The 2,080-nt window shown below is 38.0% G+C and carries 1 protein-coding gene and 1 pseudogene; one reads left to right on the top strand and one right to left on the bottom strand.

What is annotated here, in order from left to right:
- A pseudogene (locus tag E1171_RS02340) lies at positions 1 to 207 on the top strand (hypothetical protein); the annotation flags it as partial.
- Positions 208 to 303: 96 nt separating this feature from the next.
- Here the strand turns inward: E1171_RS02340 and asnS are convergent.
- Positions 304 to 1,755, bottom strand: a complete 1,452-nt coding sequence (gene asnS, locus E1171_RS02335) for an asparagine--tRNA ligase (RefSeq protein ID WP_155203693.1) — start codon at positions 1,753 to 1,755, stop codon at positions 304 to 306.
- Positions 1,756 to 2,080 lie beyond the last annotated feature (325 nt).

Genomic DNA, 2,080 nt, shown 5'->3' with positions numbered 1-2,080 from the left:
AAAGTGAACGAGGGGCAAATGTCCTTGGTAACTTTTACAATGTATAATATTATTGGAATTCAAATGCCTGTGTATTCTGAGAAATTGGATGGGGATTTGTACCGAATTAATGTAAAAGGACTTTATGAGGGGCAATATGTTTTGGTCGTAAAAGATCCGGGAAGAGGGTATCAACGTTCCTATAAATTTACTCGAAATGGAGAATAGTACAGGGTTGAAAAGGAGATCTGAGTAATGAAATTCCGAATTAGATAGATTCTAATTCGGAATTTGTGCTTTTCTTGTAAAAAGTTTGAATTTAGATTAAAAATCTGCACTTCCAGGAAAGCGAGGGAATGGAATTACATCACGGATATTATTTAATCCGGTGATAAATTGCATCATCCGTTCAAAGCCCAACCCAAACCCACTGTGGGGTGCTGAACCAAATCGCCTGGTGTCCATGTACCACCACACATCTTTTGCGGGAATATCCATGGCTTCAATTTTTTGTTTTAGAACATCATAACGTTCCTCCCTTTGAGATCCACCGATGATTTCCCCGATTCCAGGGAAAAGAATATCCATGGCTCGTACGGTTTTGTTGTCATCGTTTAGTCGCATGTAGAAGGCCTTGATAGTGGCAGGGTAATTTGTTAAAATTACAGGCTTTTTGAAGTGTTTTTCTACCAAATAACGCTCATGTTCGGATTGCAGATCAGCCCCCCAACCTTCGATCAGAAATTGGAATTTCTTCTTTTTGTTCGGTTTGGAGTTTTTAAGTATATCAATAGCCTCCGTATAAGTTAACCGGACAAAGTCATTTTCTACGATAAAACGTAATCGCTCAGTTAAAGTCATCTCGCTTCGCTCTTTCTGAGGTTTTCCTTTTTCTTCCTCTAGCAAGCGTTTTTCTAGGAAAGCCAGGTCGTCTGCACAGTTATCCAGGGCATATTGGGTTAAATATTTTAAAAACTCTTCCCCAAGGTCCATGCTGTCGTCCAGGTCATAGAAAGCCATTTCTGGTTCAATCATCCAGAATTCAGCTAAGTGACGGGTGGTATTAGAATTTTCCGCTCTAAATGTTGGTCCAAACGTATAAATTTCAGATAGGGCGAGAGCCGCCAGTTCACCCTCCAATTGCCCTGAAACGGTAAGGTTAGTCTCTTTTCCGAAGAAATCCTCTTTATAGTTGATATTACCATCCTCATTTAAGGGGGGATTTAAAGGATCAAGGGTGGTTACCCGGAACATTTCACCTGCTCCTTCCGCATCTGAACCGGTAATGATGGGAGTATGTACATTGAAAAATCCTTTGTCGTTGAAAAAACTGTGAACGGCAAAGATCATGGCGTGACGAATTCGAAATACCGCTCCGAAAGTGTTTGTTCTAGGTCGTAAATGAGCAATTTCCCGTAGAAACTCCAGAGAATGCTTCTTAGGCTGTAATGGGTACTCTTCTGGATTGGCCGTACCTATTACCTCTATTTTTTCAGCGGCTAATTCTACCTTTTGGCCTTTTCCCTGAGAAGCTACCACTTTTCCAACTACCCCTATACAGGCACCTGTAGTGATTTTTTTGAGTACTTCTTCTTCAATTTCGGTTGGATCTGCCACAATTTGTAGATTATGGATTACAGAACCGTCATTTAGGGCAATAAAAGCGACGTTTTTGTTTTCTCTTTTGGTTCTTACCCAGCCTTTAACCTTAACAAGGTTTCCAATTTCTTCAGCGCTAAGGAGCTGAACAATTTTTGTACGTTTCAATGCTGCCAATGGTTTAGCGTTTAGTTTTTAAGATTTATGGGCTCTGATAGAAAGAAAAGTGTTTCAAACTAAACTTTTAATAAGTTTTCATCTGAGGTTAATTCTACCAGTAAATTCTTCTAAAAGTATCTTTTTTCGAAGACAAATAGTTGAAATAATGTATTTGAATAAAAGAAAAAGGTCTGAAATCATTTTTACAATAAGAAATATGGCGCTAAAGAATATATAAAAGCAATTAAATCATATGAATTTATTGATCTTCATGCCATTATTTCGAAATTGTTAATTGATCTTTGGTGAAAATATTTTAAAGTAAATTAACTACACCATTTTC

Origin of the sequence: Xanthovirga aplysinae (assembly GCF_009711365.1) — a bacterium.
Lineage (GTDB): Bacteria > Bacteroidota > Bacteroidia > Cytophagales > Cyclobacteriaceae > Xanthovirga > Xanthovirga aplysinae.
This window is presented reverse-complemented; position numbering and strand designations above follow the sequence as displayed.